The 19,065-nt window shown below is 70.9% G+C and carries 14 protein-coding genes; 7 read left to right on the top strand and 7 right to left on the bottom strand.

Annotated elements, in window-relative coordinates; translation table 11 throughout:
* Nucleotides 1-28: 28 nt before the first annotated feature.
* The 3 genes from AB0M87_RS08490 to AB0M87_RS08480 form a co-directional block, all read right to left on the bottom strand.
* Nucleotides 29-3,091, bottom strand: coding sequence for a glycoside hydrolase family 38 C-terminal domain-containing protein (locus AB0M87_RS08490; RefSeq protein ID WP_365851141.1), 3,063 nt, complete (start codon nucleotides 3,089-3,091; stop codon nucleotides 29-31).
* A gap of 116 nt (nucleotides 3,092-3,207) precedes the next feature.
* Nucleotides 3,208-4,236, bottom strand: coding sequence for a DUF2637 domain-containing protein (locus tag AB0M87_RS08485; RefSeq protein WP_365851140.1), 1,029 nt, complete (start codon nucleotides 4,234-4,236; stop codon nucleotides 3,208-3,210).
* A gap of 166 nt (nucleotides 4,237-4,402) precedes the next feature.
* Nucleotides 4,403-5,254 (bottom strand): (2Fe-2S)-binding protein, encoded by an 852-nt coding sequence (locus tag AB0M87_RS08480; RefSeq protein ID WP_365851139.1) that lies wholly within the window; start codon nucleotides 5,252-5,254, stop codon nucleotides 4,403-4,405.
* Nucleotides 5,255-5,372: 118 nt separating this feature from the next.
* Between AB0M87_RS08480 and AB0M87_RS08475 the strand changes: the two genes are divergently transcribed.
* A complete protein-coding gene (locus tag AB0M87_RS08475) occupies nucleotides 5,373-6,185 on the top strand; it encodes a GntR family transcriptional regulator (protein WP_365851138.1) in 813 nt (270 codons plus the stop codon).
* Nucleotides 6,186-6,207: 22 nt separating this feature from the next.
* Here the strand turns inward: AB0M87_RS08475 and AB0M87_RS08470 are convergent, their stop codons facing one another.
* The gene (locus AB0M87_RS08470) at nucleotides 6,208-6,978 is read right to left on the bottom strand and encodes a hypothetical protein (protein ID WP_365851137.1); all 771 of its coding nucleotides are present in this window, start codon (nucleotides 6,976-6,978) and stop codon (nucleotides 6,208-6,210) included.
* A gap of 154 nt (nucleotides 6,979-7,132) precedes the next feature.
* The gene (locus AB0M87_RS08465) at nucleotides 7,133-8,833 is read right to left on the bottom strand and encodes a PucR family transcriptional regulator ligand-binding domain-containing protein (protein ID WP_365851136.1); all 1,701 of its coding nucleotides are present in this window, start codon (nucleotides 8,831-8,833) and stop codon (nucleotides 7,133-7,135) included.
* 270 nt (nucleotides 8,834-9,103) lie between these two features.
* Between AB0M87_RS08465 and AB0M87_RS08460 the strand changes: the two genes are divergently transcribed.
* From AB0M87_RS08460 to AB0M87_RS08435, 6 genes are all read left to right on the top strand, one after another.
* Nucleotides 9,104-10,003, top strand: a complete 900-nt coding sequence (locus AB0M87_RS08460; protein ID WP_365851135.1) for an FAD binding domain-containing protein — start codon at nucleotides 9,104-9,106, stop codon at nucleotides 10,001-10,003.
* Complete coding sequence (locus AB0M87_RS08455) at nucleotides 9,994-10,587, top strand: (2Fe-2S)-binding protein (protein WP_365851134.1); 594 nt, start codon at nucleotides 9,994-9,996, stop codon at nucleotides 10,585-10,587. The genes AB0M87_RS08460 and AB0M87_RS08455 overlap by 10 nt, the downstream gene beginning before the upstream one ends.
* A gap of 2 nt (nucleotides 10,588-10,589) precedes the next feature.
* The gene (locus AB0M87_RS08450) at nucleotides 10,590-12,998 is read left to right on the top strand and encodes a molybdopterin cofactor-binding domain-containing protein (RefSeq protein WP_365851133.1); all 2,409 of its coding nucleotides are present in this window, start codon (nucleotides 10,590-10,592) and stop codon (nucleotides 12,996-12,998) included.
* Between the two features lie 261 nt (nucleotides 12,999-13,259).
* Nucleotides 13,260-14,738, top strand: a complete 1,479-nt coding sequence (locus AB0M87_RS08445) for an NCS2 family permease (protein WP_365851132.1) — start codon at nucleotides 13,260-13,262, stop codon at nucleotides 14,736-14,738.
* Nucleotides 14,739-14,786: 48 nt separating this feature from the next.
* A complete protein-coding gene (locus AB0M87_RS08440) occupies nucleotides 14,787-15,938 on the top strand; it encodes an XdhC/CoxI family protein (protein ID WP_365851131.1) in 1,152 nt (383 codons plus the stop codon).
* Nucleotides 15,939-16,162: 224 nt separating this feature from the next.
* Nucleotides 16,163-17,575, top strand: a complete 1,413-nt coding sequence (locus tag AB0M87_RS08435; protein ID WP_365851130.1) for a DUF6056 family protein — start codon at nucleotides 16,163-16,165, stop codon at nucleotides 17,573-17,575.
* Here the strand turns inward: AB0M87_RS08435 and AB0M87_RS08430 are convergent.
* Nucleotides 17,550-18,017 carry a GtrA family protein gene (locus AB0M87_RS08430; protein ID WP_365851129.1) on the bottom strand — a complete coding sequence of 156 codons (468 nt, stop codon included), beginning with the start codon at nucleotides 18,015-18,017 and terminating at the stop codon, nucleotides 17,550-17,552. The genes AB0M87_RS08435 and AB0M87_RS08430 overlap by 26 nt on opposite strands.
* The gene (locus AB0M87_RS08425; RefSeq protein ID WP_365851128.1) at nucleotides 18,014-19,000 is read right to left on the bottom strand and encodes a glycosyltransferase family 2 protein; all 987 of its coding nucleotides are present in this window, start codon (nucleotides 18,998-19,000) and stop codon (nucleotides 18,014-18,016) included. Before AB0M87_RS08425 ends, AB0M87_RS08430 begins: the two co-directional genes overlap by 4 nt.
* Nucleotides 19,001-19,065: the final 65 nt, after the last annotated feature.

The raw sequence follows: 19,065 nt of genomic DNA, 5'->3' as shown, positions 1-19,065 counted from the left end.
CTCGCCAGAGAGACCGGGGCGGCGCCGGTCAGGCCGGGCGGAGCCTGAGCGTCAGGATCTGGAAGGGCCGCAGAGCGATGGTGAGCCCCTCCTCTCCGATCGGGGCCGCCCGCAGCGGCCGCTCCAGCAGATCGGTGATCTGCGCCAGCGCGACCGGGAAGCCGAGCCGGAGCGTGGCATCCGCCCGGCCGCCGGCCGACTCGTAGAGCCGCACCACCACGTCCCCGCTGCGGTCCTCCGCGAGCTTCACCGACTCGACGGTGAGTGCGGGATGGTCGGTGGAGACCAACGGTGTCAGTTCGGGCGCAGCGGCGGCCCGCAGCGGCAGGTTCAGCGCCAGACCTTCCTGGACCGCCTGCGTCACCCCGGCCCCCGGCAACAGGGCGTAGCTGAAGCGGTGGCTGCCGAGGTCCGTCTCCGGGTCGGGGCTGTGCGGGGCACGCAGCAGGGTGAGCCGTACGGTCGTGCCGAGTCCGTCCCGGTGCTCGGTGCGGGTCACATCATGGCCGTACGTCGAGTCGTTGAGCACCGCGACCCCGTACCCCGGCTCGGCGACCCGCAGCCAGCGGTGCGCGCAGATCTCGAAACGGGCCGAGTCCCAGCTGGTGTTGGTGTGAGTGGGCCGGTGCACATGCCCGAACTGGATCTCCGCCGTGGAGCGTTCCGCATGCACATCGAGCGGGAATGCGGCCTTGAGGACCTTCTCCGATTCCTGCCAGTCGACCTCGGTGACGACATCGAGGCGCGGGCTCGCCGCACTGAGCCGCAGTTCCTGGGTGATACGGGACTTCCCAAAGGTCCGCACCACCCGCACCACCGCCCGGAGCGGCCCCTCCTCGACCAGCTCCACGGATTCGGCGCCGGTGAGATCGGTGTGCCGGCGCCGGTAGTGCTTGTCGATGTCCCAGGCATCCCACTGGTTGGGGTGGTCGGGGTGCAACTGGAGGAGGTTGCCACGGCTGCCGGGGGTGAGTACTTCACGGCCGGCCGCCAGATCCCGTACCGAGGACAGCAGCCCGTCACTGTCGACCACCACCCGCAGCAGCCCGTTGTCCAGCACGATTCCGGCCGCCTCCCTGGTCACCGTGACCGGGGGCCCGGCGACCGCGTCGGTGACCGGGGCGGAGGCGAGCGGCGGTACGTCGACGAAGCCCAGTGCGCCACCCTCGATCCGCACCACCTCGCTGCGTCCGTACGGTGAGGCGTTGAGGACCATCGGCCGGTCGGCGGCCCCGGACGTCCGGGCCAGCGCGGCCACCGAGTCACCGATGATCGCCTCCAGCTCCTCCCGCACCCGGGCGTAGGTGTCCCGCGCCTCCCGGTGCACCCAGGCGATCGATGAGCCCGGCAGGATGTCATGGAACTGGTGCAGCAGCACCGTCTTCCAGATGCGGTCCAGCGCGTCGTACGGATAGGGGTGGTCCGGCAACCTCAGGGCCGCCGTGGTCGCCCACAACTCCGCTTCCCGCAGCAGGTGTTCGCTGCGCCGGTTGCCCTGTTTGGTCTTCGCCTGGGTGGTGTACGTCGCCCGGTGCAGCTCCAGGTAGAGCTCGCCGGACCAGACCGGGGCCTGCGGCCCGTACTCCTCCTCGGCGGCCGTGAAGAACGCCGAAGGCTTTTCGATCTCCACCCGGGGCGAACCCTCCAGGTCCCGGAGCCTGCGCGCCTTCTCCAGCATCTCCCGGGTCGGCCCGCCCCCGCCGTCGCCCCAGCCGAACGGCACCAGGGAACGGGTGGCACGGCCCTTGTCGGCGAAGTTCTGCTCCGCGTGGGCGAGTTCCCTGGCGTGGAACTGCGCGTTGTAGGTGTCGACCGGCGGGAAGTGCGTGAACACCCGGGTCCCGTCGATGCCCTCCCACCAGAAGGTGTGGTGCGGCATCTTGTTCGCCTGGTTCCAGGACAGTTTCTGCGTGAGGAACCATTTGATCCCCGCGAGCTTGGCCAGCTGCGGGAAAGCGGCCGTGTAGCCGAAGGAGTCGGGCAGCCAGATCTCCTCGGTCTGCACGCCGAGCTCCTCGGCGAAGAAGCGCCGGCCGTGCACGATCTGCCGGGCCAGCGCCTCACCACCCGGCATGTTGGCGTCGGACTCCACCCACATGGAGCCGACCGGCGCCCAGTTGCCGTCCGCCACCGCCTTCTTGATCCGTTCCCAGATGTGTGGCTGGTGTTCCTTCACCCAGGCGTACTGCTGCGCCTGGGAGCAGGCGAAGACCAGCTCCGGGTAATCGGCGGCGAGCGCGGTGACATTGGCGAAGGTGCGGGACGCCTTCCGTACGGTCTCGCGCAGCGGCCACAGCCAGGCCGAGTCGATATGAGCATGGCCGGCCGCGGAGATCCGGTGCGCGCTCGCGGACGCCGGCCGGGACAGCGTCCCGGCCAGCGCTTCCCGCGCGGCGGCCGCCGTGCCCGCCACGTCGTGCAGGTCCAGCGCGTCGAGCATGTCCTCCAGGGAACGCAGAATCTCGTGGTGCCGGGCCCGGTCGGCGGGCAGCTCCCGCATCAGCTCGGAGAGCACCTCGATGTCGAGCACGAGATGCCAGACGGTCTCGTCCAGCACGGCCAGCTCCGCCGCCGCGAAGGTGTAGAGGGGACGGTCTCCCGCGGTCAGCACGTCCCCGAGCAGGGTCGGCTCGTAGTCGTGCAGCACCGCGGGGTTGGCCGCCGCCTCCAGCAGCAGACTCACCTGTTCACCACCGGCCGCGGGGGCCCCGACGGGCACATGGCGGTTGCGCGGATGGATGCCCTTGAGCGGTATGCCCCGGGCGTCGTACAGCATTCCCTCGGCCTGGAACCCCGGGCCGTCCCCGGTGAAGCCGGGATCGATGACGGCCTCCACCCGGCGGCCCGCCCAGGCGCCGGGCACAGCGCCCTCGAGACGGAACCAGCTGGTGGACCAGGGGCTGCCCCACGGGGTCCCCGTCGTGAAGGGCTCGTACGTCCCCTTCCGTGCTTCTGCCACGGGCACGGGTTCACCCGGCAGGTGCCACACGGACAGGGCGAGCGGGACCCGGTCCGCGTACTGCGCCGGTCGGATGAACTGGCGCAGGGCCCGCTCCAGGCGGCCATCGACCAGCGCGCGGTCGTCGTGCATCGAGGCTCCTACAGGATCGGCTCGGCGAGACGTTCACCGCTTCACTTCCCCCGCGGAGCATTCGGTACCCACCTGTCCCGGACCGGCCGCCGTTCCGCGGCCGGTCCGGGACAGCCTCAGCCGAACTGCTGCTCCAGATCCTTCAGCTTCCGTTCCAGGGAGTCCAGCCGCGGCAGCGCCTGAGTGTCGTCCTCCGCTGTCAGGTCGACGGGGGCGGGGTCAGGGCCGGTTACGGCCTGCAGGGAGGGCCTTGAGCGCAGTGGCAGTTGCCCGGGCTCGGGTATGGCGGGCTCCGCGGCTGCCTGCGACGCGGTCACCGCGGGCGCTGCCTCCACCTGTCGGCCGCTGCGGCCGAAGGATCTGTGCTGGCGGTTGATGGCCTTGAGATGCGCCCGTTCCAGCTTGTCGTGTTCCCGCCTGAGCAGCCGGTTCTGCTCCTTCTTCCGGCGGTCGTCGCGAACCTCGTCGACCGCCTCGTCCAGCGTCCGCACCCCTTCGAGGAGCATCAGCGACCAGGCGCCGAACGTCTCCCTGGGAGCCCGCAGCCACCGTACGATCCGGATCTGCGGCAGCGGACGCGGCACCAGCCCCTGCTCACGGAGTGCGGCCACCCGGGTCTGCTTCAGCGCGCGGTCGAAGAGGACGGCGGCCGACAGCGACATGCCCGCGAAGAACTGCGGGGCGCCGGCGTGGTCGAGTCCCCGCGGCGCGTGCACCCAGTTGAACCAGGCGGCGGCCCCGGCGAAGGTCCACACCAGGAGGCGGGAGCCGAGCGCCGCGTCACCGTGGCTGGCCTCCCGCACGGCAAGCACCGAGCAGAACATGGCCGCCCCGTCGAGACCGAAGGGCACCAGGTACTCCCAGCCGCCCGACAGGTCGAGGTTCTCCCGGCCGAAGCCGACCAGGCCATGGAAGGAGAGCGCGGCGGCAACCGCCGCGCAGCAGAACAGCAGCAGATACGAGGCGGTGCCGTACACCGCTTCCTTGTGCCGCCTGCGTTCCTCGCTGCGTTCCCAGGAGTCGTCGGTCGCGGCCTTCTCAGCGGCGCGCCTGCCGCGCGCGAGCACCGCCACCGCGACCAGGGCCCCCGCGATCATCACGCCGGCGGGGAGCAGCCAGTCCAGAGATATGTCGGTCAGTCGCATGCGGCGTCCCTTGCATCGCGTCAGTGCCTTGCGGCCGTCATAGTGGCCCACGATCCCTGACCCACAAGGGGTTTCGGGGCAAGAGAACGCCAACGTGGTCGGAGGGGCACCGGATAGGTGCGATCTGTTCGAACTGTCTTGCGTCCGAGGCGGGTTGGGTTCGAATTCAGTCAGTCGAACGAGGGGTGTCGGCACTGAGTGCGGTGACTCGGTCGGCGTCACAGGTGCGCGGGCAGGTGACGCAGGTGTCCTCGGGGCGCAGCGTGTAGAAGAGGCAGCAGCTCGCCCGGTCGCGGGTCGGCAGTGGCCGGCCCTGCGGGCCGGACAGCTCACGGAAGCCCGCGGTGCCGACAAAGGGAGCGGTGGCTCCCGGCAGCAGCTGCCCGAGCTCCGCCATCCCGCGCGGCTCCTCGCCGAGCAGATGCGCGAGGTACCAGAGGCCCTCGACGACTTCATCGGTCGCCATGCCCCACAGCGCACGCCTGCCCCGTCGCATCCGCGGGCCGAAGCCGTCCAGCACCGGGCCCAGATGCTCGGCGACGGCCGTCCGCACCTCGGCGCGCAGCGCGTCCTCGTTCGGTACGACCCGGGCCCCCGGCAGACCGGCCGCCGGATCGCCGGGCAGACAGGCGAACGTGTCGATCCGTACCGCCATCCGGCCCTGCTCGCGCAGGAAGGCGACCGAGCCGACGGGAACGCGGGGCACCCTGCGGTGCAGAAACCAGGGGACGGTGATCAGCAGGCAGGCGGGCCAGGCGTAGCGGTGGAAGCCGAAACTGGCGATGACGTCGGGACGGGCCCGGCGTCCGTAGTCCCGCAGCACCTGGGCCTCGTCCCAGCCGAGAAAGGCATCGAGCACCTCGCCACCCGCCGCGAGCCCCGCCGCCGGCAGCCAGCCGCCGGCGACCGGGAGCTGCTCGGAGTCCGGCAACTCGGTCACGCAGAGCCCGGGGAAGACCTCGGAAAGCCGCTCGTAAGCGGCAGTGACAGGGCTGCGCAGCAGGGTGGGGACGGTCATCCAGGCACCACCGAATCACGATCGTTTGCAGGTAAGGCTTACCTTATCCGATCCGATTGATGTTTGAACTGGCGGCCCGTCCGCCTATCGTGCTGACGGGACCCAGAAGGAGGACGCGGTGGAACAGGGCACAGCACGCGATGCCGCACGGCCGGCCGCGTCCGTGTGTCCGGCGGAGCGGGCGAAGACCCGGCTCCCCTCGCCGGGCGGTCCTCCCGACCGGCTGCGGAGCGACCAGGCGCGCGGCGAGCACACGCACAGCGAGCCGACCGCACCGATCCTGCCGGCACCCGCCCGAGCAGCCGGGCCGGTACAGCGTCACTCGGTGCGCGGGCAGGTCCTCGACGCGCTGCGCAGCGCGCTGGTCGGCGGTGACCTCGTCCCCGGCGAGGTCTACTCGGCGCCGGTGCTGGGCGAGCGCTTCGGCGTCTCCGCCACGCCGGTGCGCGAGGCGATGCAGCAACTCGCCCTGGAGGGCGCCGTCGAGGTGATGCCCAATCGCGGCTTCCGGGTCGCCGAGCGCAGTGCCCGCGAGCTCTCCGAGCTGGCCGAGGTCCGCGCACTGATCGAGGTCCCGATCATGCTGCGGCTGGCCCGCGCCGTACCGGCCCGGCACTGGGTGGAACTGCGGCCGCTGGCCGACGCCTCGGTGGCGGCCGCGGCGATCGGCGACCGCGCGCGTTACGCCGAGTCCGACCGGGCCTTCCACAGCGCCGTGCTCTCCCTCTCCGGCAACCGGCGGCTGGTCGAGGTCGCCGACGACCTGCACCGCCGGGCCCAGTGGCCGTCAGCCGGCGCCCCCGCCTCCCGCCGCGCCGACCTCCTGGCCGACGCCGCGGAACACACCGCCCTGCTCGACGCCCTGATCGACCGCGATCTCCTGGTGGTCCAGTCCCTGGTGCACGAGCACTTCACCGGAGCGCCGGCCTGAGCCCCCTCATGCACCGGGCGGGCTAGACCGCCGCCGCCGGCGGCGCCAGCTGCGAGGCCAGCCAGGTCGGCACCCCGTCGAGCAGCCGGAACAACCGTGTCGCCTCGGCCCGCAGCCGGCTCGCCTCCGGCTCCGGCTCGGCCTCCGCGAGGGAGGCCAGGGCCGGTGCCGTGCCGACCAGGTAGCCGAGCTCCTCCCGAATCCGCAGCGACTCGGCGAATCCGTGCCGCGCCTCCGCCAGCTCGCCCTCGCGCAGCGCGAGCGACGCCAGATGGCGCCAGGTGCAGGAGAGCAGCAGCGTCTGGCCGTGCGCCGTCGCCCCCGCGTGGGCGCGACGGAAAGCGGCTCGGGCCGACTGGGCCGAATGGGCGAGGTTCTGCGCGATCAGGCCCCGGCGGAAGTCCAGCAGCGGCCTGCCCGGCGCTCCCGGAGCGAGCAGTGCCGCGGCCCTGCCCATCGCGGCCCGCGCCTCGTCGGCCCGGTCCCGCGCCCCCAGCAGGGTGGCTGCGTATCCGAGCTGTCCGCGCTCGCAGGCCGCGGCACCCCGTGCCTCGTCGTCGCGGGCCAGCGCCTCCGCGGTACGCAGCGCGTCCTCCGCGTCCGTCCAGCCGCGTTCGGTGTAGAGGCACCGCTCGATCAGCAGTGCGGCCCGGTGCAGCGCGGCCTCGGCGTCGTGCCGCGCATGCGGTTCGAGCAGGGCGGCCGCGTCCACCCAGCAGCCGCGGGAACGCAGCCGCCATACCGCGGTCTGGAGCGGAGGATCGTCATGAGCTGTCGTTCCGGAACCAGACATGGCGGTATAGGCCACGTCACCCTCCCCTAGCGCGCCATCGAGCCTGTTGAGTCTGCGCGCATCTCAGCATGGAATGGCACGCCGGGCCAAGGGGTCGGGTGAATGAATTCACAATCTTGGTGGTCGCCGGGGCCCGGCGGGCCCGCCCCCGGCGTCAGCTCATCCGCAGTGCCAGGAAGAAGTCGAGCTTGTCCTCGAGACGCGAAAGATCACGGCTCGTCAGCTGCTCGATCCTGCCCACCCGGTAGCGCAGAGTGTTGACGTGCAGATGCAGTCGGGCGGCGCATCGGGTCCACGATCCGTCGCTGTCCAAAAACGCCTCCAGGGTCGGGATCAGCTCGGCCCGGTGACGCTCGTCGTAGTCGCGCAGTGGGTCGAGCAGCCTGGCGGTGAAAGCGCGGCGCACGTCATCGGGCACGAACGGCAGCAGCAGCACGTGCGAGGCCAGCTCGTGGTGGCCCGCCGCGCACACCCGGCCCGGCCGGGCCGCGGCGACCCGGCGGGCGTGCCTGGCCTCCTCCAGCGCGCCGCGCAGTCCGTCGGCCGAGTGCACCGAGGCCGAGAGTCCCAGAGTGAGCCGCCCGTCGTCGGCGAGTCCCGCCGAGAGCGGCTCGCGCACCGCGCCGAGCAGCGCGTCCGCGTCGAGTCCCGCCTCGGTGTCGCCGGTCTCGGAGGGCAGCGCGGCGAGCGGTACCAGCGCGATCGCCTCCTCACCCGTACGGGCCACCGCGATCCGGTCGAGGGAGCCCGGGGCCGCCGCACCGTCCGGCAGCGACTGCTCCACCAGGATCTCCTCCAGCAACGACTGGGCGACCGGGCCGGAGTCGATGGCCGCCCCGTCCCGTTCGTCCCATTCGACCCGGGCCACGACGACCTGCCAGCGCGGCGCCGAGCCGATGCCGGGCAGCAGCACCGGCGCGGCGACCCGCAGCCGGGCCGCGATCTCGGGCGGCGCCGCACCCGACTGGACGAGTTCGAGCACTTCCTGGGCGAGTCTGCGCCGTACCGTACGGGCAGCGTCCCGCCGGTCGCGTTCCACCGCGATCAGCTGGGTCACGCCCTGCAGCAGGTCCAGCCGGGCGGCCGGCCAGTCACCGGCATCCGCCTCGACGGCGAGCAGCCAGTCGGAGAGCAGGGTCTGGCGCACATCCTGCGCCGTCGCTCCGGCGCCGTGATCGGCGCCCCGGTCGTGGCCCCGGACCGGGAACAGCGAGTAGGCGGTGCCCTTGACGGTGACCCGGTGCGGCCCCCGGCGCCCGGTGCGGGTGGCCGCGAGATGCTCGGCGGCCAGCAGCGCGCCCACGTCCGCCGGCAGCTGCGCGCCCGCGCCGGCGATCTGGCGTCCGGTGGGGGAGAGCACCCAGCCGTGCAGGTCGAGGTCGGTGGTGAGCAGGTCGAGTACCACATCGGGGCCGCCACCCGCCGGACCGGAGGTCATCAGCCTGCGGTGCCGGTCGACGACCGCGGCGAGGTCGCCGGCCCGCTCACCGGACACCTGGCGGACCACGTACTCGGTGATGGTGGCGAAGGCGACCGACTCGTTCACCGCGAAGAGCGGCAGCCGGTGGCGTGCGCAGGCCACCACCAGGTCCTCCGGCACATCCCCCAACTCGGCCTCGCCGGCTGCGAGTCCGGCGACCCCGGCGCCCGCCAGGATCCGTACGAAGGGCTCGGAGTCCTCGGCGGTGCGATACCAGGCGAGACCGGACAGGACGAGCTCCCCGCCGGCGAGATACCGGCTGGGATCACGCAGATCGGTGGTCATCACCCCGCGGACGGTGCGGTCCAGTTCGTCCGCCCCGCCGAGCAGCCGCAGGCCCAGCGCGTCGTTGTCGAGCATTGCGCGCAGCCGCATCTCGTCGCCGCCGATCTGTGTAGTCGGATGTGTCTGAATGTTGCCGGTGGGAAGCGGAGAGGTAACCACAGCCGGTATTTCGTTCGAACATACAAGACGACCATGGTCACCAGCCAACTCCTTCATGGTTTCGGTGACTGCACCCTGCCCGGCGGGGCTTGTGTACTTGTGTCATCAAGTATTCGCAGCATCCACCCGTGCTGATGAACGCCATCGAGGGCCGACTGTCTCCGCGCCCGGCGAAAACCCGAATGAGAAGAGAGCCACCTCATGGACTTCCTTCGCCCCGCCAGCTGGGAGGAGGCGCTCGCCGCCAAGGCCGAGCACCCGACGGCTGTGCCGATCGCCGGCGGCACGGACATCATGGTCGAGATCAACTTCGACCACCGACGCCCCGAGCACCTACTGGACCTGAACCGTATCGGTGAGCTCCGCGCATGGCAGGTGGGCGAGAAGACCGTACAGCTCGGCGCGTCCGTGCCGTACGCCCACATCATGGAGTATCTGCGCAGCGAACTGCCCGGTCTCGCACTGGCCTCGCACACCGTCGCGTCACCCCAGATCCGCAACCGTGGTGGCGTCGGCGGGAACCTGGGCACCGCCTCCCCGGCCGGTGACGCCCACCCGGCGCTCCTCGCCGCCGACTGCGACGTCGAGGTCGAGTCGGTGCGCGGCTCCCGGCTGATCCCGATCGATGAGTTCTACACCGGCGTGAAGCGCAACGCGCTCGCCGAGGACGAGCTCATCAAGTCGGTGCACATCAAGAAGGCCGACGGGCCCCAGCAGTACTCGAAGGTCGGCACCCGCAACGCCATGGTCATCGCCGTGTGTGCCTTCGGCCTCGCGCTGCACCCCGAGACCCGCACGGTCCGTACCGGCATCGGCTCGGCCGCCCCGACCCCGATCCGGGCGAAGGCGGCCGAGGAGTTCCTGAACGCCGCGCTCGAGGAGGGCGGCTTCTGGGAAAGCCGGAAGATCATCACTCCGTCGATCGCCAAGCAGTTCGCGGCGCTCGCCTCCGGGGCCGCGAACCCGATCGACGACGTCCGGGGCACCGCGAGCTACCGCCGCCACGCCGTCGGCATCATGGCCCGCCGCACGCTCGGCTGGACCTGGGAGTCCCACCGCGGCAACGGCCGCGACACTGAGGGAGTCGCATCATGCGCGTGAACTTCACGGTCAATGGCCGGCAACAGGAAGCCGACGACGTCTGGGAGGGCGAGAGCCTGCTCTACGTCCTGCGGGAGCGGATGGGCCTGCCCGGCTCCAAGAACGCCTGCGAGCAGGGCGAGTGCGGTTCCTGCACGGTCCGCCTCGACGGCGTCCCGGTCTGCTCCTGTCTGGTCGCCGCCGGTCAGGTCGAGGGCCGTGAGGTCGTCACCGTGGAGGGCCTGGCGGACTACGCCAGGCACCGGGACGACGCCCACCCGGGCGTCGGCTGCGCCTCAGGCGCCTGCGGCACCACCCTGGATGCCGCCCAGCGCTGGCAGGCCCGGCCCACCGACGGCCGCGCCGGTGAAGCCGCTGAACTCTCCCCGGTTCAGCAGGCGTTCATCGACGCGGGCGCCGTGCAGTGCGGTTTCTGCACACCGGGCCTGCTGGTGGCAGCCGACGAACTGCTGGAGCAGAACGCCTCCCCGTCCGACGCGGACATCCGCGAGGCGCTCTCCGGCAACCTGTGCCGCTGCACCGGTTACGAGAAGATCCTTGACGCGGTCCGGCTCGCCGCCGCCCGCCAGGAAGAGACGGCCTGACCATGGGTAACCGGACACGGGTCAGCACCGCGCCGAGCGGTTCGCCCACCAGCATCAAGCAGGCCTCGCATACCAAGGGCGGCATCGGCGAGTCCACGCTCCGCCCCGACGGCACCCTCAAGGTCACCGGTGAGTTCGCGTACTCGTCGGACATGTGGCACGAGGACATGCTGTGGGGCTTCACGCTCCGCTCCACCACCGCACACGCCGAGATCAGGTCGATCGACACCTCCGAGGCGCTCGCCACCTCCGGTGTCTACGCCGTACTCACCTACGACGACCTGCCCACCGAGGTGAAGAACTACGGCCTGGAGATCCAGGACACGCCCGTACTCGCCCACGGCAAGGTCCGCCACCACGGCGAGCCGGTCGCCATCGTCGCCGCGGACCACCCGGAGACCGCGCGCCGGGCCGCCGCCAAGATCCGGATCGACTACGCCGAACTGCCCGTCATCACCGACGAGGCATCGGCCACCGCGCCGGACGCGCTGCTCGTCCACGAGAACCGCGACGACCACCACATCGGTCACGTCCCGCACCCCAACATCGTGCACCGCCAGCCGATCATCCGCGGCGACGCCGCGGCGGCCGCCGCGCGGGCCGACGTCATCGTCTCCGGCGACTACACCTTCGGCATGCAGGACCAGGCGTTCCTCGGTCCCGAGTCGGGCCTCGCGGTACCCGCCGAGGACGGCGGGGTCGATCTCTACGTCGCCACCCAGTGGCTGCACTCCGACCTCCGCCAGATCGCACCGGTGCTCGGCCTGCCCGAGGACAAGATCCGGATGACGCTCTCGGGCGTCGGCGGCGCCTTCGGAGGCCGCGAGGACCTGTCGATGCAGATCCACGCCTGCCTCCTCGCGCTGCGCACCGGCAAGCCGGTCAAGATCGTCTACAACCGGTTCGAGTCCTTCTTCGGTCACGTGCACCGCCATCCGGCGAAGCTGCACTACGAGCACGGGGCGACCAAGGACGGCAAGCTCACGCACATGAAGTGCCGCATCGTGCTGGACGGCGGGGCCTACGCCTCCGCCTCCCCGGCCGTCGTCGGCAACGCGGCATCCCTCTCGGCGGGCCCGTATGTCATCGAGGACGTCGACATCGAGGCGCTCGCGCTCTACAGCAACAACCCGCCCTGCGGCGCCATGCGCGGATTCGGCGCGGTCCAGGCGTGCTTCGCCTACGAGGCGCAGATGGACAAACTCGCGGCCGCGCTCGACATGGACCCGGTGGAGTTCCGCCGGCTCAACGCCATGGAGCAGGGCACGCTGCTGCCCACCGGGCAGAGCTGCGATTCCCCGGCACCCGTCGCCGAACTGCTCCGCCTGGTCAAGGCCCGGCCGCTGCCGCCCGAGCAGCAGTGGCTCTCGGCCGGCGAGCAGCCCGACGTACGGGCACTGCCCGGCGGGCTCTCCAACGCCACGCACGGTGAAGGCGTGGTGCGCGGCGTCGGCTACGCGGTCGGCATCAAGAACGTCGGCTTCTCCGAGGGCTTCGACGACTACTCCACCGCCCGGGTGCGGATGGAGGTCATCAACGGCGAGGCCGTGGCGACCGTGCACACCGCGATGGCCGAGGTCGGTCAGGGCGGCGTCACCGTCCACGCGCAGATCGCCCGCACCGAACTCGGGGTCTCCCAGGTGACCATCCACCCGGCCGACACCCGGGTCGGCTCGGCCGGATCGACGTCCGCCTCCCGCCAGACCTATGTCACCGGTGGCGCCGTCAAGAACGCCTGCGAAAAGGTCCGCGAGAAGGTCCTGGAGCTGGGCCGGGTCAAGTTCGGCACCTACCACCCGGCCTGGGCCACGGCGGAGTTGCTGCTGGAAGGCGGCAAGGTCGTCACCGACGGCGGTGAGGTGCTCGCCGACATCGTCGACGTGCTCGAGGGCGAGTCGGTGGACCTGGAGCTCGAGTGGCGCCACCGGCCCACCGAACCCTTCGACCTGCGGACCGGTCAGGGCAACGGACACGTCCAGTACTCCTTCGCCGCCCACCGCGCGGTGGTCGAGGTGGACACCGAACTCGGACTGGTCAAGGTGATCGAACTCGCCGTGGCCCAGGACGTCGGCAAGGCGCTCAACCCGCTGTCCGTACTCGGCCAGATCCAGGGTGGCACCACCCAGGGCCTGGGCATCGCGATCATGGAGGAGATCATCGTCGACCCGAAGACCGCGAAGGTGCGCAACCCGTCCTTCACGGACTACCTGCTCCCCACCATCCTCGACACGCCGACCATCCCCGTCGACGTGCTCGAACTCGCCGACGAGCACGCACCGTACGGTCTGCGCGGCATCGGCGAGGCCCCGACCCTCTCGTCCACTCCGGCCGTACTCGCGGCGATCCGCAACGCGACCGGACTGGAACTGAACAGGACGCCGGTCCGCCCGGGGCACCTCACCGGCACCTAGGTGCCCCTCCCGGCAATGTCTGCCGGGCGTGGCACCTGACACCAGCCCTCCGGGCGGCGCGTGCTTCACGGGAACGTCACACCTCCCACGCGTCGTCCGGAGCCCCCCATCGGTACCGCTCCGCTCGCGGTCCTCGCCCCCACACAGCATCACCCACGTCGTCTCGGGCCGTCCCCCGGGTCGTGCAGCCCTAGCACCATCCCAAACCCCGCGATCACAGTCTCCATGCGGGTGCCCCTTTGAACCTTGGGAGTAGGCACCATGACCCAGCAGTCCCTTGACCCCGAGATCGTGTCGGAGGAGGCAGGCGCAGGAACGCGTCAGCCCGCCGGCAGATCTTGGCTCGACCGGTACTTCCACATAACCCAGCGCGGTTCGACCGTCGGGACGGAGGTGCGCGGTGGCGTCACCACCTTCATGGCGATGGCGTACATCGTCCTTTTGAACCCGGTCATTCTGGGTGGCGCCGACGTGACCGGCCATCACCTGGACGGCGGCCAGATCACCACCGCCACCGCGCTCGCCGCCGCCGTCACCACCCTCGTGATGGGCTTCATCGGCAACGTGCCGCTGGCCCTCGCGGCGGGACTCAGTGTCTCCGCCGTCATGGCCTATCAGGTCGCCCCGGCAATGACCTGGGGCAACGCGATGGCGATGTGCCTCATCTACGGGGCCATCATCGTTCTGCTGGTCGTCACCGGCCTCCGCGAACTGATCATGAACGCCATCCCGCTGGCGCTGAAGCACGCCATCACGATGGGAATCGGCCTCTTCGTCTGTCTCATCGGCCTGGTCCAGGCGGGCTTCGTCACGGGTATGAAGGGCCCCGGCGGCATCACCGGCGCGAAGCCGCTCCAGCTCGGTACGGCCGACCTGCTGACCGGCTGGCCGGTGCTCTGCTTCGGCGTCACCGTTCTGCTGATCTTCGTGCTGCAGGTCCGCAAGGTGCCGGGCGCCATCCTCATCGGGATCGTCGGCGGCACGCTCTTCGCCGCGATCGTCCATCAGGTCGCCGGACTCAGCCAGAAGGACTGGGGCCTCAACGCCCCCGTGCTCAAGGGCTCCATCGTCAGCGCGCCCGACTTCGGCCTCTTCGGCAGCGTCTCCTTCAGCGGAATCGGTAACGTCGGCGGCCTCACCGTCGGTGTCATCGTCTTCACCCTGGTGCTCGCCGGCTTCTTCGACGCGATCGGCACCATCATCGGCGTCGGCCAGCAGGCCAACCTCGTCGACAAGAACGGCAAGATGCCGGGCCTCAACAAGGCCCTCACCATCGACGGCGCGGGCGGCATCATGGGCGGCCTCGCCGGCGCCTCCGGCCAGACGGTCTTCGTCGAGTCCACCGCGGGCGTCGGTGATGGTGCGCGCACCGGCCTGGCCAGTGTCGTCACCGGTCTCGGCTTCGCGCTCTGCCTCGTGTTCACCCCGCTCGCCCAGCTCATCCCGACCCAGGTCGCGGCGGCCGCACTCGTGGTCATCGGCTCGATGATGCTGACCAACGCCAAGCACATCGACTGGAACGACCAGGCCACCTCCATCCCGGTCTTCCTGACCACCGTGCTGATGCCGTTCGCCTACTCGATCACCGTGGGCATCGCCGCCGGCATCATCTCGCACGTCGTGATCAAACTGGCTCAGGGGAAGGCGCGCGAGATCGGCTGGCTGATGTGGGTGCTGGGCGCGGTCTTCCTCGCCTACTTCGCACTCCATCCCATCGAAAGCTGGCTGGGCGTCAACTAGAGCCGGGAGCAGCGCTAGCCTGTTTCGTACATTCGTGAGGAGACCGACATGCTGGACATCGCCGAGGATTTGCACCGGTGGGTCGAGCAGGGACGTACGTTCGCCGTCGCCACGGTTGTGGCGGTCGGCGGGAGCGCGCCCCGACAACCGGGCGCGGCCCTCGCTGTCGACAGCGAGGGCACCGCGATCGGGTCGGTCTCCGGCGGGTGTGTGGAGGGGGCCGTCTACGAGATGTGCCGCGAGGCGATGGAATCGGGTTCCACGATCGTCGAGCGCTTCGGCTACAGCGACGACGATGCCTTCGCCGTGGGCCTGACCTGCGGTGGTGTCATCGACATCATGATCACGCCGGTTCAGGCGCAGGCGCCGTCGCGCGAGGTGTACGCGGCCGCGCTGGCCACCGCGGCGACCGGCGGAACGGCCGCCCTGGCCCGCATCACGGACGGCCCGGCCGAGTTGCTGGGCCGCGCCCTGCTGGTCCGTACGGACGGTTCCGGTCAGGGGACACTGGGCGGCCACCCGGAGCTGGACCGCACGGCGGCGGCCGAGGCCCGGGCCATGCTCGACGCCGGCCGCACCGGCACGGTCACCATCGGCGAGGACGGCTCCCGCTGCGGTCGGCCACTCACCCTGCTCGTCGAGGCGAGCGTGCCGCCGCCCCGGTTGATCATCTTCGGAGCGATCGATTTCGCCTCCGCACTGGCCCGGGTCGGCAAACTCATCGGCTACCACGTCACGGTCTGCGACGCGCGGCCGGTCTTCGCGACCGCCGACCGCTTTCCGGACGCCGACGAGATCGTGATCGACTGGCCGCACCGCTATCTGGCGTCGGCTGCCATCGACAGCCGGACGGTGCTGTGCGTGCTCACCCACGACGCCAAATTCGACATCCCGCTCCTCGAACTGGCGCTCACGCTGCCCGTCGCCTACGTCGGAGCGATGGGATCGCGCCGTACCCACCTCGACCGCAACGCGCGGCTGCGTGAGGTCGGCGTCACCGAGCTGGAACTGGCCAGGCTGCGCTCGCCCATCGGCCTGGACCTCGGGGCACGTACGCCGGAGGAGACCGCGTTGTCCATCGCTGCGGAGATCGTCGCCAGCCGGCGGGGCGGCACCGGCGCCTCGCTCACCGGGGCCCACACGCCGATCCACCACGAAGGCCCGGCGGATCCGGCCGGACGGACAGGGTCCGCCGCCTGAGGCGGCACCCGCCGGAGGTGCCCTCGGCGCAGCCGCCGATCCCGCGCCGATCAACGGGAACGCCAACATGAGGAATCACGTCTTCGGGGCCGACCGGCAACAACCCCGAGAGGCAGTGGTGCACCATGGCCGTCGGCGCATCGAGCGTCACCGTTCCGAGGCGGTCGGGTGACGACACCCCGACCGCGAGACGAACCGGCCGTCGCCGGCCGGCCAGGGCACTGATGACGTCCTGGCCCGCCGTGCTGTCCCTGCTGCCCCTCGGGCTGCTCGCGATGGCCGTGGCGCTGGGGCGGTTCGTACGTCCCAGCGCGGACGAGTGGTGCTTTCTGCCGTATGTGCGTGACCACGGCATCTCCGGGCTGACCGGCAAGTTCTACTTCCACGACAACGGGCGTATCGCGAACGGCTGGCTGGTCGGGCTGTACGCCGAACCCGGGGTTCCCGGGCACCAGTGGTTCGGGCTGGTCAGCGGGGTGCTGATGCTGGGCCTGCTGTGGGCGGTGGTCACGCTCGGGCTGCGCCGCGTGGGGGTGAGCGTGGCGCGCGGAGTGCCGCTGCTGGTGGCGTCCATGACAGCGGCGGTCTTTCTGTTCGCCTCCGCCAATACGTACAAGACCTTCTACTGGCCCGCCGCCTCCGTCTCGCACACACTCGCGCCGGTGCTGGCCTGCGCGGCGGTCATTCCGCCGCTTCTCGTACGGGGCCACCGGGGCCGGATCGCCGTACTGGTCGCCGCGGTGATCGCCGGAGCGTTCCTGGGGACACTGTCCGAGGAGACGTCGGTCGTGATGCTGGTGGTGCTGTCGGCCGTGCTGCTCTGCGCCGGCCGGCTCTTCACCCAGCGGATGCGGGGGTACGTGCGCCGCTGGTCGATGGCGACCATGGCCGGGGTGGCCATCGGTGTACTGCTGCTGGTGACCTCCCCGGGCTCACGCCAGCGCCGGGAGAAGTACGGCGCCGGCACCTCCATGCTCGCCCCGCACTCACTGGCCGCCTCGCTCGCACAGTTCGCGCACATCCTCGCGACGATCCTCTCCACCTGGCAGTACCTCGGGGCCGTGGCCGCCGGTCTGGTGCTCGGTCTGTCGGCGACGGGCCGGCCGGGCCGGGTGCTGCTGCCGTGCAGGCCGTGGCCGGCGGCCGCCGGCGGGCTGCTCGCCTTCCTGCTCTGCGGCTATCTCTGCACGGTGATCACCTACCCCGTTTTCGGACGCCACGTGGTGACCACGGAGCGGACCTGGAACGACTACCTGCTGCTCTACGTGCTGGTACTCGCCGGGATCGGAGCGCTGCTCGGGCGGGCGGTGCGCACCCGGGTGAGGAGGCCGGCGCCCCTGCTCGCCGCGGGAGCGGCAGGAGCAGCGGCGCTCGTCTGCGCGGGCGTCTGCCTGTCGCTCGCGGTACCGCTGCACGGCCTCGGCCGGCAGATGCAGGTGCGCGCCCAGCAGTGGGACCACCAGGACCGGTGGCTGCGGGAGCAATCGGCGTCCGGCGCCCAGGTGCTCCCGTACAAGCCGCTGCATGTCGGCCGCATGCTGGAACCCTTCGGCGGCAAGCCCGGCGGCTGGCCCGCGGTGTGTGTCGCCGACTACTACCAGGTACGGCAGGTCACCGAGGCGAAGCGGCTGCACTGACGCCGGAGGTGTCGGCGCCGGGCGTGACCGGGCCGGCGCTGCCCGCGCCGGCTGCGATGGCCCAGCGGGCGAGCAGGAAGGACAGCGGGGTGACCAGGATGCCGGCCGCGATCGCGGCGATGTCCTCGTTCATGCCGAGCAGGCTGACTGCCAGATAGAGCAGAACGCCGCTGCCCACGACGTTCACCACGCCGGAGAGCGGGTAACGCAGGAACGCGCGCCAGGTGGGGCGGGTGCGGCAGGTGATGTACGAGTTGAGCAGGAACGAACCGGTGATGCTCACCGTCCAGCCGAGCACATGGGCGGCCAGATAGGGCAGCCACTGGTTCAGCGTCGCGTAGACCGCGTAGTACACCGCGGTGTTGGCGACGCCGATGGCCGCGAAGCTCACGAACTGGCCGAGCGTGTGGGACCTCGGAGTCCGCGTCGCCGCCGCGCTCATGACGTCGTCCTTGCCCGGCCGCCCGGGGTCCCGAGCCCGGAGCGGGCCGGTACGCGGGACACGGAGGTCTCCGTCTCCCGCACCACATAGTGCGGGCGGCGCTTGGCCTCGTGGTAGATGCGTCCCACGTACTCGCCGACGACGCCGAGGGTGGCCAGCTGGATTCCGCCGAGCGCGACGATCACCGTGAGCAGCGTCGTATATCCCGGTGTGTCGATGCCGACGAACAGATCGCTGCCGATGATCCAGAGCGCGTAGGCGAGCGCCGACAGGAAGAGGCACAGACCCGTGTGGATCGCCAGGCGCAGCGGACGGGTGTTGAAGGACAGCAGCCCGTCGATGCCGTAGTTGAGCAGTCGGCGGCCGCCCCACTTGGACTCCCCGGCGGCCCGTTCGACGTTCTGGTAGGTGAAGCTGACGGAGTCGAAACCGATCCAGGAGAAGATCCCCTTGGAGAACCTGTTGCTCTCCGGCAGCGACAGCACGCAGTCCACCGCGCGGCGTGACAGCAGTCTGAAATCTCCCTCGCCGTCGACCAGCTGGACATCCATGCAGCGCCGGACCAGCCGGTAATAGGCACGGCTCAATGAGGAGCGTACGGCCCCCTCGCCGGCACGGTCGCGCTGCGCGACGACCTGGTCGTAGCCGTGCCGGTGCATCTCCAGCATGCGCGGGACGAGTTCGGGCGGGTGTTGCAGGTCGGCGTCCATGAGGACGACGGCATCACCGCCGGCCGTCCGCAGCCCCGCGAGCATGGCGGGTTCCTTGCCGAAGTTGCGGCTGAAGGAAGTGAACCGTACCCGTGGGTCGTCGGCCGCGAGGTGCCGCAGTCGTTGCAGCGTACGGTCGCTGCTGCCGTCGTCGACGTAGCAGATCTCGAAGGTCTCCCGGGTGGGTTCGAGCGCCGCGACGAGCGCGGTGTGAAAGGTGTCGATCACTTCGGCCTCGTTGAAACACGGTACGACAACCGAAAGGTGGACCATCGTCATTCACTCCGTGTCTGTCATGCGAGCGGCGTCGCGCCGGTGGGAGCGCCGGGCAACGGGGG

The sequence above is a fragment of the Streptomyces sp. NPDC051320 genome, assembly GCF_040682175.1.
Taxonomy (GTDB): Bacteria; Actinomycetota; Actinomycetes; order Streptomycetales; family Streptomycetaceae; genus Streptomyces.
This window is presented reverse-complemented; position numbering and strand designations above follow the sequence as displayed.

What these genes read in the sequence shown, in the direction of transcription:
- AB0M87_RS08490 (WP_365851141.1), bottom strand. Translation starts at nt 3,091, where the DNA reads ATGCACGACGACCGCGCGCTGGTCGATGGCCGCCTGGAGCGGGCCCTG.
- AB0M87_RS08485 (WP_365851140.1), bottom strand. Translation starts at nt 4,236, where the DNA reads ATGCGACTGACCGACATATCTCTGGACTGGCTGCTCCCCGCCGGCGTG.
- AB0M87_RS08480 (WP_365851139.1), bottom strand. Translation starts at nt 5,254, where the DNA reads ATGACCGTCCCCACCCTGCTGCGCAGCCCTGTCACTGCCGCTTACGAG.
- AB0M87_RS08470 (WP_365851137.1), bottom strand. Translation starts at nt 6,978, where the DNA reads ATGTCTGGTTCCGGAACGACAGCTCATGACGATCCTCCGCTCCAGACC.
- AB0M87_RS08465 (WP_365851136.1), bottom strand. Translation starts at nt 8,833, where the DNA reads ATGCGGCTGCGCGCAATGCTCGACAACGACGCGCTGGGCCTGCGGCTG.
- AB0M87_RS08460 (WP_365851135.1), top strand. Translation starts at nt 9,104, where the DNA reads ATGGACTTCCTTCGCCCCGCCAGCTGGGAGGAGGCGCTCGCCGCCAAG.
- AB0M87_RS08455 (WP_365851134.1), top strand. Translation starts at nt 9,994, where the DNA reads ATGCGCGTGAACTTCACGGTCAATGGCCGGCAACAGGAAGCCGACGAC.
- AB0M87_RS08450 (WP_365851133.1), top strand. Translation starts at nt 10,590, where the DNA reads ATGGGTAACCGGACACGGGTCAGCACCGCGCCGAGCGGTTCGCCCACC.
- AB0M87_RS08445 (WP_365851132.1), top strand. Translation starts at nt 13,260, where the DNA reads ATGACCCAGCAGTCCCTTGACCCCGAGATCGTGTCGGAGGAGGCAGGC.
- AB0M87_RS08440 (WP_365851131.1), top strand. Translation starts at nt 14,787, where the DNA reads ATGCTGGACATCGCCGAGGATTTGCACCGGTGGGTCGAGCAGGGACGT.
- AB0M87_RS08435 (WP_365851130.1), top strand. Translation starts at nt 16,163, where the DNA reads ATGACGTCCTGGCCCGCCGTGCTGTCCCTGCTGCCCCTCGGGCTGCTC.
- AB0M87_RS08430 (WP_365851129.1), bottom strand. Translation starts at nt 18,017, where the DNA reads ATGAGCGCGGCGGCGACGCGGACTCCGAGGTCCCACACGCTCGGCCAG.
- AB0M87_RS08425 (WP_365851128.1), bottom strand. Translation starts at nt 19,000, where the DNA reads ATGGTCCACCTTTCGGTTGTCGTACCGTGTTTCAACGAGGCCGAAGTG.